Below are 17,292 nucleotides of genomic sequence, written 5' to 3'. Positions count from 1 at the left end.
ATAAAAAAGTCTAAATTTTGAAAAAGAAGGTTAAGGTGAAAGTTTGTGAAAAAGAAATTTAAACATATTATGTCTTTAATAATCCTATTAAGTGCTGCGGTGGTAACGCCAGCATTTCAGGTAATGGCGGAAAGCGAAGGTTTTTCAGATTCCCAACAGTTGGAGCAAGACGAAAAGATAGCTACACCATCTAATGATACAAATGATTCAACGGAAGCAGATAATGCTGCGATGACAACAATGACCTCATCGAGTGTGGATGCTAAAAACGAGCAAACGCAAGTCAACAGTGATAATGAAAAAAATATTTCTGAATCAGATATTAAAGAAGATTCTGCTGTAAGCACTGTAGATAAGGTCCCCTCATCTGTTAATGCTTCAGCTGCAAGAGCTGTCAATGGGCAACTGACGGTTCAAGTGTTAGATGGTAATTCAAACCAACCGATCCAAGGAGCTTATTTCACATTGACCTCCTCGACATCTGGTGAAGTGACATTGTTAGTCACGGACAGTTCAGGAAAGGTTACAATTCAACTTCCTTCAGGTGGCTATTTTATTAAGCAAGTTGGTACCACGAATCAAAGACAAAACTATGCATTCACGTCGGTTGGAAATTCCATCACCTTGCAGCCTGGGGAAACGAAAACACTTGAACTCTACGAGCGTTTAATTACGGGTGAGTATGCTTTTGGAAACAGTCCCGATACGATTCATATTCCTGTAAACAGTACGTTTGATTTCTCAACCAAAGCATTAGGCATTGAGGCGTTTAAACTAAATTTTAGCGGCAATATAGAAAAAAGCATTTCTGACTCGCAAATCTATCCTTACTACACCAATGTGGACCCAAGCAAGCCAGGTTCCTATGTAGCAATTTTTATGGCTCGACAAGCTTCCTATAGCGTGAATACCACACATGTGGTCAATGTCATTGTCGATCCGGAGCAGATTGGAGAGGTAAATGTCCGATACCTTGATGGTCAAGGGCAAGAAATCCATGAGATGCAGACCTTGACCGGTACGATTGGTGAACCATATGATGTCAGCAACGAAGAATATAAGTTAACAATTGATGGCTACACGTTAGATGAAACTAAGTTACCAGAAAACAGTAAAGGTATCTTGGGAGAAACAGCACAGACGGTCACCTATGTGTATACAAAAAATCCCGTACCAGCAGCGGATGTAACGGTCGAGTACGTAGATACAGAAGGTAAAGAAGTTCATCCTTCTCAAACGATCAGTGGAAATGTAGGGGACCCATACGATGCTAGCACAGAACAATATCAATTAAAAATCGAAGGCTACACTTTAGACGAAACTAAACTACCAGAAAATGGTATCGGTGTATTTGGCGAAACGGTGCAAATAGTCACTTATGTCTACACAAAAAATGCCGTACCAGCTGCGGATATCACGGTCGAATATATAGATACCGAAGGCAACGAAATCCACGCTTCTCAGATGATTAGCGGTAATGTGGGCAATCCATACGATGCCAGTACAGAGAACTATCAATTAACGATCGACGGCTATACACTGGATGAAAGCCAACTGCCAGAAAATACCACAGGAGTATTTGGTGAAACGGTGCAAACAGTCACTTATGTGTATACAAAAAATCCCGTACCAGCAGCAGATGTAATGATTGAGTATGTGGATAAAGAAGGCAAAGAAATACACGCTAGCCAAACGATTAGCGGTAATGTAGGTGAATCATACGATGCCAGCGTAGAAAAATATCAAGTAAAAATCGAAGGCTACACTTTAGACGAAACTAAACTACCAGTAAATGGTATCGGTGTATTCAGCGAAACGGCCCAAACTGTTACCTACATTTACATAAAAAATCCGATACCAGCAGCGGATATAACAGTAAAATACCTTGATACAGAGGGCAATGAAATTCATGACTCCCAAACGATTAGCGGAAGTATAGGTGATTCATACGATGCCAGCACACATCGATATAAAGTAACGATCGAAGGCTATACTCTAGATGAAACCCAGTTGCCAGAAAATAGTAAAGGTATTTTTAGCGAAACAGCGGAAACAGTTGCGTACATCTATATAAAAAATCCGGTACCAGCAGCTGATGTAACAGTGGAGTACGTGGATACAGAAGGAAAAGAGATTCACTCCTCTCAAGCGATCAGTGGAAATGTAGGCGACCCATACGATGCTAGTACAGAAAAATATCAACTAATAATCGACGGATACACCTTAGATCAAAGTCAATTACCAGAAAACAATAAGGGTGTGTTTGGAGAAATGGCACAAACAGTCACCTATATCTACACGAAAAATCCCGTACCAGCAGCGGATGTAACGGTCGAGTACGTAGATGCAGAAGGTAAAGAAGTTCATCCTTCTCAAACGATCAGTGGAAATGTAGGGGACCCATACGATGCTAGCACAGATCAATATCAATTAAAAATCGAAGGCTACACCTTAATTCAAAGTCAATTACCAGAAAATAGTAAAGGTTTGTTTAGCGAAACAGCACAAACAGTCACATACATCTACACAAAAAATTCTTTACCAGCAGCGGATATAACGGTCGAGTATGTGGATACAGAAGGCAAAGAAATTCACCCTTCTCAAATCATAACTGGAAACGTAGGCGAGTCTTATGATGCCAGCACAGAAAAATATCAATTAAAAATCGAAGGCTACATCTTAGACGAAAGCCAATTTCCAGAAAACCTTAAAGGTGTGTTTGAAGAAACAGCACAAACTGTCACATACATCTACACAAAAAATTCTGTACCCGCAGCGGATATAACGGTCGGGTATGTGGACACCGAAGGCAAAGAAATTCACCCGCCTCAAATCATAACTGGAAACGTAGGCGACTCTTATGATGCCAGCACAGAAAAATATCAACTAACAATCGAAGGCTACACGTTAGACGGAAGTCAGCTGCCGCAAAATGCCAAAGGCACATTCGGTAAGCAGGAGGCAACTGTGACGTATGTTTATACAAAAGAAAACGTAGCAACAGTGGATAGTTCTGATAAAAAAGAAAAAGACCCAACAGCGACTGTCACTTCGAAAAAAAGCAATTCTGCGCAAAGATTGCCGCAAACCGATGAGCAGGGGACGTTGTTCCCATTTGTAGTTGGTTTGTGCTTCGTCGCCACAGCAAGCTGGCTTTATTTCAGAAAGCAAAAATAGCGATCAAGTAAGTCATTGGGGAAAGGCGTTACTGACTATCAAAAAAGGACAGCTACGATTCAGCTGTCCTTTTTTTGATTATTTAACGAAAGAATGAAATAAAACCGAGTCCATCATAAAGAAAATGACAGATCCAGCTGACCCAAACACTATTGGATTTTTTCCAGACGTAGTTGAGTGCCAATCTTGCGGGCATCAAGGTGATCAATAATTGTGCTGGATGAAAACCGTACGCTGGGATATGCCACAAAGCGAACAGCACACTGCAAATGATGGAAGACCAGAGGAAAGAGAATCCTTTTTTCTGTAAAGCTAACAAGAGATTGGTACTAAGCAACTCTTCTCCCATCAACATGAAGGGTACTTGTAAAAAGACCATTTGGACAGTGATGGTTTCGCCGATCGAGTTAGTTGTTGGTTGTCCAAAAATAGCGGCATAAATAAAGGAAAAGAACACGCCAGTCAAAATGACGAAAGGCACACCCCATAATAAAACGATGAACCGAAAATGCTTGAATTGTTCCAAAAAGGTCCTTCGTAAGAGAAAGTACCCTGCACCAAATGCCAAAATCACATTCCATACAGTACCAATGATGGATAAAACGGAATCGCTTAGGGGTGTATAGGGAAGCATTTGATAGGTTAAACCGATGACTAATGTAAGAATAAATAAATACGTTGCTGACTTGTGTTTCATTTTGAACACATCCTTTAAAGTAATTGCCACACGCTGAATTATAAACAGAAAAAACATCAAAGTACAAAAAGATATCTCTCATTATTTTTAAACGAAAATAAAACGGAGTGAATACGATATCATGGCTGATAGGCTTGCTTTTATTAGTATCAGAATAAAAGATTTCTTAGAACAATTCTCAAAAATGGTGAACAAAAAGAGAAGTTTATAAGAATCTCTGTAACACTGTTGAAATATTATTACGCTTATGTTACATTTTGTTTACGTTATTATGTTTTAGGGAGAATGTTTATGAAGAAATCAAGCAATTATTCAAATAATTCACAACATAAAGAAGCGATGTCTGAAAAACAAGCACCTTTTTCAAGGGTCGAATCACATCAAAAGCAAACAACGGGAACGGCAAAACGCACGCAAACCACCAATCGTCAAGTTTCTAAAAAGAAGCCAACCCATCGTAAGTATCTCTTTTCATTGATGACGCTTCTGACAATTGTCATTATCGCCACTGGCGGCTATATCGCCTTTACGTTGAAGCAGCAAGAAGCCTTGGCACGGGAAAAATATGAGGCTGCTGCTGAAAAGTTATTGGCATCGATCCAAGAAGAACAAGTTAAAGAGGGAATCCCAGCAAAACTCGAAACATTGTCTAATGGGGACAAGAAAGAATTGATTTTCCGACCAAAAGAAGAAAGTACGATTCCTGTCAAAGATGCAAGCAAGAAATTGTCGACCATGGCGAACAAATTATGCAAAAAACACACCGACAAAGAGACAGTCACTGTTGCTCGGATTGAAGCACAAGCTGTCGCATCGAAAGTGTCAACCTATTCTTTAAAAGCGGACAGCTATGTTTGGAACCGGGAAACTGGTCGCTTTGAAGATGCGGATAGCGTGGTTGCCGATCCAATTTTTATTTCCGAGAAAACCGGCAATGAATTATCCTTGAAAGACTTGGTTCCAGATGAAGGCAGCTTGTTAGGGATCCAGCAAGTCATTCAGCAAAAGATTTTAGACCAAGCCAAGGAACCTGATAAAGTCATTGATGCGGTCTTGGCGATGGATCGAATCACCTATGAGTCGAAATTTACGTATGATCCTGAAAAATTAACGATCCAGTTGCCCCAAAATCAAACTGGCGTATCTGAGATCACGTTGGCGTACAAAGAGATTGCACCGTTTATTGATCCGGAACTTGTTAATGCGGATCAATTGAAAGAGCAACAATCGACATTGGACCAAAACAAAAAATATGTTGCACTGACTTTCGATGATGGCCCTAACGACACAACCACATTAGATCTTTTGAAGATTTTAAAGGACAACGATGTCAAAGCAACGTTTTTTGAATTAGGACAAATGGTGGATCGATATCCTGAAGTATCGAAAAAAGTCCATGAGGAAGGGCATGAAATTGCCAGTCACTCCTATTCACATCCGCAATTAAATACGTTGTCGCCGGAGGATGTCAAAGCTGAAATAACTAAGACCGACAAAGCAATCTATCAGGCAACAGGAGTCTTACCTAAGAATTTGCGCCCGCCGTATGGGGCGATCGATCAACAGAGCGCCCAAGCGGCAGGAAAATCGATCATTCAATGGAGTGTTGATACCGAGGATTGGAAGCTAAAAGATCCGAACAAAATTTTGAAGGTCGTACAAAATAATGTCTACGATGGTTCAATAATTCTGCTCCATGATATTCATCCGAAATCCGTTCAAGCCGTACCTGGTATTATTCAAACGCTGAAAGCGCAAGGCTATGAATTTGTGACGGTGGATCAATTGCTCAATGGCAACCAAAAACCAATGTATCAATACTTTGGAGCGACAGACGAACGTAGTGTTAGCTAATAGCTGAAAAAGGAAGTGATGGCAATCATCACTTCCTTTTTTTATTAACGAACGCTGCAGTTGCCGCTTTATCACTCGGAGGAGGCAAATGCTCGGAGATAATCTTCATCCAATAGCAAAGCAAAATCATCGGCAAGGGCTTCTTGATCCAGTTCTCGCATAATAGCCAACATCTTTTGCGTGATCGTTTCACCAGCTTTTTGATCGCCGGTTCTTATGAGCAACACGCCTTGGAAAAACTTGCAGACGGTTTGGTGGAAAAATTCTTTGTAGTCTGTCGCTAAAAGTTTCAATTGGACAACGAGAACTTCCGTCGCATCGTACTGCTGGTGTTTTAGCGTATATTCAATCAAATTGATCAGCAAGGCGCAGTAGATTTCACGACCTTTTTCCATATCGATGTAGTACTCGAGCATCTTGGATACTTTTTTGAAAAAGAGGAAATTATGGTCGTTGTCCAGAAGATCGATGGTGTTGCCAAATAGTTGGATTTCTTGTAACGTCCAGCTCTCAACATCAATGAGGTAAGAAGTGATCGTTTGGCGATCGCATTCTAAAACAGCACTTTGTCGATAGACCCCATGTTTTGCCAAGCATTGTAGCATGCGAATTCGCGAGCGAACCTCTGCAATACGGATATTGTTCAGTCTACTAGTGGTTTGTTGTAGTTCCTGTAACAGCTTTTGTAAATTTGGCAGATCGTGTTTGTTTGAATATTGATTATACCGATGATTATAGCTGTTTTGCTCATCCAGGCGATAGCCATTCGCGATATAGAGAAATTCATCGATATCCATTGAGAGATTTTCTAAAATTTGCAACAGCAAGTTGGCAGCAATTTGATGCTTGCCTTTTTCGAACTCGATGGCATAAGACTTTGAAATAATCGTGCCATAGACTTCTTTTTGGGTGAAGCCTTTTTTCAATCGGATTTGTCTGATCGTTTCGCCATACATAAGAAAGCCTCCGCTCTCGTTGAATTAATGAGATCTTGTATCCCCATTATAGTAAAGTAAAGCCAATAGAGGAATCTAAAAGGTCTTTTATTTCAGACTTTCCTTGATTTGGTGGAAGAAATCGTTCAGTAATCTTTGTGATAGAGTATCCTCAGAGGGGGATCGTAGAAAAGCGTGAGAACATTCGGTTCTCACGCTTTTTTTAGACAAAACTGAGGCAGATCAATAGAAAAATCATTACTAGCCAATGCATCGTTTGTTGCTCCTTAAGTCGTATTAGAAGAAGCCAATTGGGTAGCGGTGTTTCCTTCTTACCAACAAGTATAACCGCTTCGAGTAGAATGAACGTTTACGTCCGAAATGTAGGACCAAATAACTAGGTGAGGATGAAAAGCAGCGAAGAGCAACTGAAGAAATAATCGTTCATAATAGTGCAACGTTGATTTTGATAGAATAGTTTCATTCTTTTTTCACAGAACTTTCTGCGAGCGTTTCGATTCCTTTTTTTCGTTAGCAAGAGTTATTTTAGGTGATATCGTGAAAAAACGGCTAAATTATTTTTGTTTTTTTATTTGCGGAGGTAAAAAACGAGGTTAAAATCATGAAAAAACACAATCATCATTTTTCTCTATCTAGATGTATAAATATGCAATTGAAATCGTATTCATTATATTGATTAAACATAAAAAAAAGAAAGGTTAACTGACGAAAAAAGGCAATATTTTATCATTATACATTTGTTTATAAGATAAATATAAATAATTTCTGCTTGTTTATAAAATAAACCTTTTGTGTTTTGAAAGGTGAAATTCAGTGTTTTTTTAATTATTTATCGTGTTTATAATTTGTTGGAAAGAAATAAATTTGCTAGAATTTTGGTACACAGTGTGTTCGTTTAGTTATTTTATTTTTTAGTTTCACAAGAGTGAGCTAATGTGCTTCTAAACTATTTGAACAAAAATCACTGGGTTTTTCAGAAAGCATGCGAAAAAATCTTCGCTTTGCGATCGGTTACTTTTTGTTTTCTCTCTATGCCTTTAGGTGTTGGGTTGAAATAGATTTTCATCTGGTTTTAAAGGGGGAAAGAAGGATTCCAGAGATCATCAGTTTTATCTTTTGTCGGTTAAATTTTTTTCGAACAGGAGGAGAATGAATGAAAGGCATTAATTATAAAAAGCTCATGGATTCAAAGAAAAACACACGCGTTCGAACAAAGAAAAATATTATTGCGAATTTAACTGTCAGTGGAATGTTGTTGACAAGTACGGTGGTCGTGCCAGCAAGTTTGTTATGGGCACCAACGACGGTTGAAGCTGCTTTGGTTTCAGCTGAACTTTTCTCAGATATCACAGCGTCTAATAACTCAGGCACGAGTGCGTCTGCACCTTATGCAACTCCTGGTGCAACGAACCAAGTCAATTTCTCGATTTCTGGATCGAATGCAGTAACGGTTGATGTCTTGAATGGGGATAAAGTCGCGGTTGTTGGGGTTCCTCAAGGCCTTACTGGTTTGGTTCAACCGGCAGGGAATGCATCGATTTCCACCAATGTGATACTCCAACTGGGGAATTTCCCAGCCTTGCAAACACTGATCGGTACAGTCACACCAGCAGTCAATACCTTGATCAGCACGGTGGATGGAATCGTCAATCAAAATTTAGCTGATGCACTTGATATTCCGCCAACAATCGTTGGCGGCTTGCCAAATCCGTTGTATACGGCGGCTTCAATCGTGGATGTTAGCCAAGTGATATCCGTCAACTTAGATGAAATCACTACCCAGTTAGACTTATTAAATCAACTTGGACAATTTGGCCAAGCGAATTTTGAAATTCCAGCTGGACTAACCGATAACGAACGTGCCCTGATTGCCAATGTGGATGATGGTTTATTTATCGTTATCAATCAACGCATCAATCAAATTCTCGATAATTTACAAGCAGCCCAGATTCAAGTCAGTATTTTGGATGGTGCAAGTGGGATTCCAGGCATCGGTACCTTGATCGGTCAAATCAATACGTTGGTACAAAGTACCGTTAATACAGCTAAAGCCACTTTAAACGCAACGGTTGAAACAGCACAAACAGTCTTCAATGCAACGACAGATTTAGCAGATCAAATCGCTTCTGCATCTGTTTTAGGTCAAACCAATGTGGTCATTCCAACGAATGTCACCAGTCCGACCTATGCACAATTGGTTGAAAACGGCGTGGCGAATCCATCTAATCCTTACGAAGCCCGCTTCGAAGGAACGATGTCTCAACTTGATTTGATCACCATTGATTTATTTACGGATGCTGACGGCAATAACTCGATTTGGTTTGCGCCAGATACACCAGAAGATCAAACCGATACACCAACAATCAATCCATTGACAGCAGGGGAAACGACGATCAGCGGAACAGCTGAGCCAGGCGCAGCCATCACATTGGCGATCAACGGCGGTGCACCTATTACAACAACCGCAGATGGTGACGGCAATTGGACGGCAGATGTCCCTGAATTGGTGGAAGGCGATACAGTCACAGCAGTAGCGGAAGCTGATGGGGAATCGGCGAGTGAGCCTGCAACGGCAACGGTAGCAGCACCAGTGGTTAATGCACCAACGGCTTCGATTACAGGAAATAGTACCGATGGGTACCCTGTGACGGGGACAGCCGCAGCAAATGCAGCCATTGAAATCACCAATGCCGAAGGTGAAGTCGTTGGCTCTGGTACGGCAAATGAGAACGGCAACTACAGTATCACGTTGAACCCAGCAGATGTAGCAGAAAATGAAAACTTGAATGTTGCCGCAATCGTCACTGCCGGTGGGCAAACTTACCGTAGTGGTAATACGCCAATCGTCGTTCCAGCAGACGATGCGGAGCAACAAACGGGAACACCAACGATTCAACCGGTGACTGCCGGGGATACAAGCGTCAGCGGAACTGCTGAGCCTGGTGCCTCGATTACTGTGACCGTCAACGGTGCAGATCCGATCGTGACGGAAGCCGATGAAGAGGGCAATTGGCGTGTTGATGTGGACGAAGTGTCAGAGGGCGATACGGTTTCAGCTATCGCCGAACTAGCAGGACAAACGCCAAGCCAACCGGCTAGCACCACCGTGTCCGCCTTAACAGTCAACGCACCAACGGCTTCGATCACAGGAAATAGTCAAGAGGGCTATCCAGTGACTGGAACCGCAGCACCAAATGCGGCCATTGAGATCACCAATGCGGATGGCGAAATTGTCGGAACAGGTACCGCCAATGAGAATGGTATTTATACAGTCACGTTAGATCCAGCGGATGTTGACGCGGAAGAAACCCTGAATGTGACAGCGGTTGTGACCGCTGGCGGCGAAACCTATCGAAGTAACCCAACACCTGTTGTGGTGCCTGCAGATATCCTGCAGACGGAAACACCAACGATCGATCCAGTCAGTGCTGGAGATACGACCGTTAGTGGGACAGCGGAACCGGGGGCAACGGTAACGATCACGCTTCCTGAAGGCGATCCAATCACGGCTGAAGCCGATGATGAAGGCAACTGGGAAGCAACGGTTCCTGAATTATCAGAAGGCGATTCCGTGACCGTCGTAGCTGAGTCTGAAGGCAAAGATCCGAGTGCCCCAATCACCGTGAGTGTAAACGGTTTAACCGTGGCGGCACCAACGGCTACGATCACCGGAAATAGCACAGATGGGTATCCAGTAACGGGAACAGCGATTGCCAATGCAGCAATTGAAATTTTGAATGAAGCAGGAGAGGTCGTTGGTAGCGGAACAGCTGATGAGGATGGTAACTTCACGATCACCCTTGATCCTCAAGAGGTGACAGCTGGCGACAACTTACGAGTGGAAGCGATCGTGACGGCTGGTGGTGAAGATTATCGCAGTACAGGCACACCGCTTGTAGTTCCTGCAGATGATGAAGAAAATTTAACTGAAACACCAACAATCGACCCAGTAACAGCTGGGGATACGACCGTCAGCGGAACGGCTGAACCAGGGGCAACTGTGACGATTACGCTGCCTGAAGGCGATCCGATCACGGCAGAAGCCGATGACGAAGGCAATTGGGAAGCGACGGTACCAGAATTAACGGAAGGTGATACGGTAACAGTCGTTGCCGAAGTAGAAGGCAAAGAGCCAAGTGCACCGATTACCGTGACCGTTGATGGTGTGACTGTCAGTGCACCGAGCGCTTCCATCACAGGCAATAGTACGGATGGCTATCCGGTCAGTGGAACAACCACGCCGAATGCGGCCATTGAGATTTTGAATGAGGCAGGAGATGTCGTTGGTAGCACGACGGCGGATGACGCGGGTGCTTATACCGTGACCTTAGATCCAGCCGATGTGGCGCCAGAAGAAGCCTTGCAGGTGGTGGCAGTTGTGACAGCGGGCGGTCAAGACTACCGCAGTAATGCCACGCCAATCACGGTACCAGCAGACATTGAACAAACAGAGACACCAACGATCGATCCGGTCACAGCAGGTGATACCACGATTAGCGGAACGGCAGAACCAGGTTCGACGGTTACTGTTACGATCACCGGTCAAGAACCAGTAACGGCTGAAACGGATGACGAAGGAAACTGGCTTGCGGAAGTGCCAGCAGTCTCTGGTGGCGATACAGTCACAGTCGTTGCGGAAGCCGAAGGCAAAGAGCCAAGCGCGCCAGTCAGCGTTGGAGTCAATGGAGTCACCGTTGCAGCACCAACAGCGATCATCAGCGGCAATAGTACCGATGGCTATCCAATCACGGGGACTGCTCCAGCGAACGCAGCGATTGAAGTGTTGAATGAGTCAGGCGATGTGATCGGTACTGGGACAGCCGATGGGGATGGAAACTATACGGTAACCATCGCACCATCCGATGCAGCACCAGAAGAAACCTTGTCTGTCGTTGCGATTGTTACAGCAGGCGGAGATCAGTACCGCAGTCCTGCCACACCGGTGACGGTACCAGCAGATGAGCTTGAACAAACAGCATCACCAACCATTGACCCAATCAATGCCGGGGATACGACGATCAGTGGGACCGCAGAACCAGGCGCTACGGTGACGGTAACGATCCCAGGTGAAGAACCTGTTACTGGTGAAGCCGATGACGAGGGGAACTGGACAGTTGAAGTTCCTGAAGTTTCTGAAGGAGAAACCGTCACAGTGGTCGCACAAGCACCAGACAAAGACCCAAGTGCACCGATCAGTGTTGGAGTCAATGGGTTGACGATCGCTACACCAACCGCGACGATCAGCGGCAATAGTACCGCAGGTTATCCAGTAACGGGAACGGCACCAGCCAATGCAGCCATCGAAATCTTGAATGCCGATGACGAGGTCATAGGTACTGGCACCGCCAATGACGAAGGCCAATATACGATCACGTTAACGAGTAATGACGCGTCTCCAGCTGAAGCCTTACGGGTGGTGGCGGTAGTCACAGCCGGTGGTCAAGAGTACCGCAGTGCGGCTGCACCAATCACAGTACCTTTGGATCAAACTGCAGTCCCAACGATTGAATCGGTGACAGCCGGCGACACGACCATCAGTGGTACGGCTGAACCTGGTGCGACAGTCTCGGTCACGATTGGTGACGCAGAGCCAGTCACTGCCGAAGCGGATGACGAAGGCAATTGGACGGCAACTGTGCCCGAGGTTTCTCAAGGAGAAATTGTTTCTGTGGTAGCGACCCTTGATGGGGAAACACCAAGTGATGCAGCTACGGTCGTCGTAAATCCACTCACTGTGGCGACACCGACAGCAGCGATCAGCGGCAATAGTTCGGATGGGTATCCAGTAACCGGAACGGCCACGCCAAATGCAGCGATTGAGATCTTAAATGCAGCCGGTGAGGTTGTTGGTAGCGGTGAAGCAAATGAGGAAGGTGCTTACAGCATCACATTGAGCAGCGACGATGTTGATCCTTCAGAAGCACTTCAGGTGGTGGCAGTGGTAACAGCTGGCGGCGATGAGTACCGCAGTACGCCGCTCTCCATCGTGGTACCAGCAGACCAAACGACCACCCCAACGATCGATCCAGTGCAAGCAGGTGATACATCCGTCGGAGGAACTGCCGAACCTGGTTCAACGGTGACGGTAACGATTCCTGGAGAAGATCCAGTGACTGCCGAAACGGATGAGGAAGGCAATTGGACAGTCACCGTACCAGAACTTTCAGAAGGCGACACGGTCACAGTGGTTGCTGAAGCTGAAGGCAAAGACCCAAGTGCACCAATCAGTGTTGGTGTCGGTGCCTTGAACGTGGCTGCACCAACCGCAACGATCACGGGCAACAGTACTGACGGCTATCCAGTCACAGGAACAGCACCAGCCAACGCAACCATTGAAATCTTAAATGCTGCCAATGAAGTGGTAGGCAGTGGTACTGCCAATGGAGACGGTGAGTATACGATCACCTTGACAGAAGGTGTTTCACCAGCAGAAACCTTGCGAGTGGTGGCTATCGTATCAGCCGGCGGTCAAGACTATCGCAGTCCGGCAACTACTATCGTGGTGCCAGAAGATAACGCAGAAGACCAAACAGCGGCACCGACTGTCGCACCAGTGATTGCTGGGGCTACAACCGTTAGCGGAACGGCTGAACCTGGGGCAGATGTAACGGTTGAACTACCAAACGGCGATACTGTTACAGTGGCAGCGAATGACGAAGGTGAGTGGACGGCAACTGTGCCGACGGTTTCTCTGGATGATGTCTTGACAGTTACTGCCTTGGCAGACGGCAAAACAGAAAGTTTACCAGTAACAGTGACGGTGCAAGGGCTGATCGTGGCAGCACCAACGGCAACGATTTCTGGCAATAGTGCAGATGGCTATCCAGTAACTGGTACAGCACCAGCTAATGCGTCAATCGAAATCTTAAATGCTGATGATCAAGTGATTGGCACAGGGACGGCCAATGAGAATGGTGTTTACACCGTTACCTTGACCAGTGAAGAGGCATCAGCAGGAGAAACGGTCCGTGTCATTGCCATCGTTTCAGCAGGTGGGGATGACTTCCGTAGTCAACCAACGGCTGTCGTGGTACCTGCGGATCAAACGGCGACACCAACGATCAATCCAGCAGTTGCCGGCGCAACAGAAATCAGCGGGACAGCCGAACCAGGAGCAATAGTCAACGTGACGGTCGGTGAGCAAGACCCAATCTCAGCCGAAGTTGACGAAGAGGGCAATTGGCAAGTTGATGTGCCAGAGCTTTCCGAAGGGACGACTGTTACGGCAGTAGCAGAAGTAGAAAATGAAACACCAAGTACACCAGCAACGATCACAGTCGGTGCATTAACGGTGGCGGCTCCTAGTGCGTCCATCAGTGGCAATGCAGCCGAAGGTTATCCAGTGACCGGAACAGGACCAGTGAATGCGACCATCGAAATCTTGAACGAAGCTGGCGAGACAGTTGGAACGGGTACGACCAATGATGCAGGGCTTTACACGATCGATTTGACCAGTGAAAATGTCTCTCCTGAAGAAAACTTGACGGTAGTTGCGGTGGTCACAGCTGGTGGTACAGATTATCGTAGTCCAGCGACACCAATCATGGTGCCAGCTGAACCGGGTGAAAATCAAACAACGGCACCAACGGTTGATCCAATCAAAGCAGGCGATGAAACAGTTAGCGGAACGGCAGAACCAGGCTCAACTGTGACTGTGACACTACCTGACGGCACAGAAGAAACCGCCGAAACAGATGATGAGGGCAACTGGAGTGTCGATGTGCCTGAATTGTCTGAAGGGGATACCATCACAGTCGTCGCAGACAGTGACGGCAAAGACCCAAGTGATCCAATCACTGTCATCGTTGAAGGAGTGACTGTCGCAGCACCAACAGCTTCCATCAGCGGCAACAGCACGGATGGCTACCCAGTGACTGGTACAGCACCAGCCAATGCAGCGATCGAGATCTTGAACGCAGACAATGAAGTCGTTGGAACAGGCACTGCCGATGGAGACGGCAACTATACAGTGGACTTAACTGCTGAAACTGTCAATCCAGAAGAAACCTTAAATGTCGTTGCCATCGTAACAGCTGGTGGGAAAGAGTATCGCAGTAATCCAACAGCGGTCATCGTACCAGCAGATACGGTAGTGGATCAGACAGCTGCACCAACGATTAATCCAATCACGGCAGGAGATACCAGCATCAGTGGGACCGCAGAACCAGGTTCAACCGTGACGATCACTGTACCAGATGCGGAACCAATCACGGCTGAAACGGATGACGAAGGCAATTGGACAGCAGAAGTACCAGAAGTTTCTGAAGGCGATGCAGTCACTGTTGTGGCTCAATCACCTGACAAAGAGCCAAGCGCTCCAGTAACAGTTGGTGTGGGGGCGTTGACGGTCACTGCTCCTAGTGCAACCATCACAGGCAATAGCACGGATGGCTATCCAGTAAGTGGAACGGCACCAGCCAATGCCACCATACAAATCTTGAATAGCGATGGACAAATCGTCGGTTCAGGAACCGCAGACGCGGAAGGAAACTACAGTATCACTCTTGAACCAACAGCTGTTGCACCAGCGGAAAGCCTAACAGTCGTCGCAGTTCTGACAGCTGGCGGCAAAGAATACCGCAGTAATGCGACACCAATCGTGGTACCTTTGGATCAAGAAGAGCAACAAACTGCAACACCAACGATCGATCCAGTCAAAGCTGGCGATACGACGATCAGCGGGACTGCCGAACCAGGTTCGACGGTGACGGTAACGATTGGTGAAAATGAACCGATCACAACTGAAACGGACGAAGAGGGCAATTGGACAGTCGAGGTACCTGAAGTTGCGGAGGGTGATACCGTCACTGTTGTGGCACAATCCCCTGAAAAAGACCCTAGTGCACCAATCACAGTGAGTGTGGATGGCATCACGGTTTCAGCACCGACCGCTTCCATCACTGGCAATCCAGAGGATGGTTATCCAGTGACGGGGATGGCAGCACCAAATGCGGCGATTGAAATCGTGAATGAAGCGGGGGATGTCGTTGGATCAGGCAATACCGATGAAAATGGCAACTACACCATCACGCTCTCTGGTGAAGATGTTTCTCCTGAAGAATCATTGAACGTCGTTGCGATCATTACAGCCGGTGGCAAAGACTACCGAAGTAATGCGACACCAATCGTCGTGCCCGTTGAGAATACGATCGATCAAACCGCCACACCAATCATCGAACCAGTCACAGCTGGTGACACGACCATCACTGGTACTGCTGTACCGGGAGCGATGGTCACCGTGACGGTAACGGGAGAAGAAGCGGTTGAAACCGAAGCAGATGAAGCAGGAAATTGGTCAGTGGAAGTTGCAGAAGTTTCTCGAGATGAAATCGTAACAGCAGTGGCGCAAAGTGAAGGAGAAACCACCAGTGAACCAGCAACGACCGTTGTTAATGGCATCACGGTCAACGCACCTTCCGCGTCCATTACGGGTAATTCCCAAGAAGGCTATCCAGTAACCGGAAACGGGCCTGCCAATGCAGCAATCGAAATTCTTAATGAAGCGGGTGTTGTCGTAGGAACAGGCACGACCGATGAAAATGGTGACTATACGATCACATTGACTAGTGAGGATGTCGCACCAGAAGAAAACTTATCGGTTGTGGCGATCGTTACTGCTGGTGGGGATGACTACCGCAGTAATGCGACGCCAATCGTCGTACCTGTCGATGATGAAAATATCAAGACAGATACACCAACCATTGACCCAGTCACGGCTGGTGATACAACGATCAGCGGAACGAGTGAGCCGGGTGCTACGATCACCGTTACCATCAGTGATCCGTTAACAAGCAGATTCCTAACCATCTTTGCGGCTGAAAGACCGATCACAACGATCGCCGATCAAAATGGCGACTGGCGTGTTGAGTTATCCGCGGAAGCGACGGAAGGTGAAACCGTTACGGTTCTTGCCTTAGCCGAAGGCGAAACCTTAAGTGATCCGACGACGACCGTAGTCGGTGCCTTGACGGTTGACGCACCGGTTGCCACGATCACTGGCAATCCTACCGATGGCTATCCAGTCTTCGGGAATGGGTCAGCCAATGCGACGATCGAAATCTTGAATGAAGCGGGTGACGTTGTCGGAACTGGAACGACCAATGGGAATGGTGCCTTCAGCATCACATTAGACCCAGAGGATGTTTCACCAGAAGAAACCCTTAACGTTGTGGCTATCGTTACAGCAGGTGGCAGAGAATACCGCAGTGCAGCAACACCAATCGTGGTACCAACGGGTGACAATGGTACGGATGGTACCGACGGCACGGACGGTAGCAATGGCACGGACGGTACCAATGGAACGAATGGTACCGACGGAAGCAACGGCGCTTGGGGTAACTGGGGCAGTTGGGGGAACAACAACGGCAACGGTAGCAATAACAACCAAAGCTGGTGGGGAAGTAAGTACCTACCGAAAACGGGATCTGAAGGAACTTGGTATGCTTCACTGATTGGGGCAGCAGTCTTCGTTGTAGGAGGAATTGGTTTGTTCTTCAAAGCAAGAAAGAAAAAAGACCAACAAAAATAGCATGACTTTACCAGCGGAGTGGACATCCTCCGCTGGTATCTCTAGTGAACAATAGTTTTGAAGCAATGATCATCGTTTCG

5 protein-coding genes are annotated in these 17,292 nt (G+C 46.0%); 3 read left to right on the top strand and 2 right to left on the bottom strand.

Features of this window, described 5'->3' with window-relative positions; translation table 11 throughout:
- Positions 1-45 precede the first annotated feature (45 nt).
- On the top strand, positions 46-3,177 hold the full coding sequence (locus IGJ12_RS10855) for a MucBP domain-containing protein (RefSeq protein WP_430619005.1): 3,132 nt from the start codon (positions 46-48) through the stop codon (positions 3,175-3,177).
- An 82-nt stretch (positions 3,178-3,259) separates the two neighbouring features.
- Here the strand turns inward: IGJ12_RS10855 and IGJ12_RS10850 are convergent, their stop codons facing one another.
- A complete protein-coding gene (locus IGJ12_RS10850; protein WP_016613494.1) occupies positions 3,260-3,931 on the bottom strand; it encodes a CPBP family intramembrane glutamic endopeptidase in 672 nt (223 codons plus the stop codon).
- A 234-nt stretch (positions 3,932-4,165) separates the two neighbouring features.
- Between IGJ12_RS10850 and IGJ12_RS10845 the strand changes: the two genes are divergently transcribed.
- On the top strand, positions 4,166-5,728 hold the full coding sequence (locus IGJ12_RS10845) for a polysaccharide deacetylase family protein (protein ID WP_194199537.1): 1,563 nt from the start codon (positions 4,166-4,168) through the stop codon (positions 5,726-5,728).
- Positions 5,729-5,799: 71 nt separating this feature from the next.
- On the opposite strand, the gene IGJ12_RS10840 is transcribed toward IGJ12_RS10845, so the two are convergent.
- Positions 5,800-6,684, bottom strand: a complete 885-nt coding sequence (locus IGJ12_RS10840) for a helix-turn-helix domain-containing protein (RefSeq protein WP_144330535.1) — start codon at positions 6,682-6,684, stop codon at positions 5,800-5,802.
- Positions 6,685-7,837: 1,153 nt separating this feature from the next.
- Between IGJ12_RS10840 and IGJ12_RS10835 the strand changes: the two genes are divergently transcribed.
- Positions 7,838-17,212 (top strand): Ig-like domain-containing protein, encoded by a 9,375-nt coding sequence (locus IGJ12_RS10835; protein WP_194199538.1) that lies wholly within the window; start codon positions 7,838-7,840, stop codon positions 17,210-17,212.
- The last annotated feature ends 80 nt before the right edge of the window (positions 17,213-17,292 follow it).

Origin of the sequence: Enterococcus sp. DIV0802b (assembly GCF_050543535.1) — a bacterium.
GTDB classification, from domain to species: Bacteria; Bacillota; Bacilli; order Lactobacillales; family Enterococcaceae; genus Enterococcus_D; species Enterococcus_D entomosocium.
This window is presented reverse-complemented; position numbering and strand designations above follow the sequence as displayed.